The organism is Mycobacterium arosiense ATCC BAA-1401 = DSM 45069 (assembly GCF_002086125.1).
Lineage (GTDB): Bacteria > Actinomycetota > Actinomycetes > Mycobacteriales > Mycobacteriaceae > Mycobacterium > Mycobacterium arosiense.
Genome location: NZ_MVHG01000324.1, coordinates 1 through 271, shown reverse-complemented (window position 1 = coordinate 271; position 271 = coordinate 1). Strand labels below are relative to the sequence as shown.

Genomic DNA, 271 nt, shown 5'->3' with positions numbered 1-271 from the left:
TTCTTTTTCTGGCCATAGCGATACAGGCGGCCAATGCGTTGTACGAGGCGCATTGGGTTCCAGGGCAGGTCATAGTTGACCATGACGTGGCATTTGCTCTGGAGGTTGATGCCTTCCCCACCTGCTTCGGTCGAAATCAGAAAGCCGCCTTGCTCCTCGAAGCGCTTGATGGCCTCGCGTCGCTCAGCATGTTGCATGGAGCCATTGATGAGCTCGACCTGGTCGCTGCCATAGTGGTCAGCAAGTGCTTCGCGCAGATAGTTTTGAGTGG

Annotated in this window: 1 protein-coding gene; it reads right to left on the bottom strand. The window is 55.7% G+C overall.

The features are described 5' to 3' along the window. Positions 1 to 271 (bottom strand): C-terminal helicase domain-containing protein (locus BST14_RS32065; protein WP_142279720.1); only part of this gene is annotated, 271 nt, incomplete at both ends.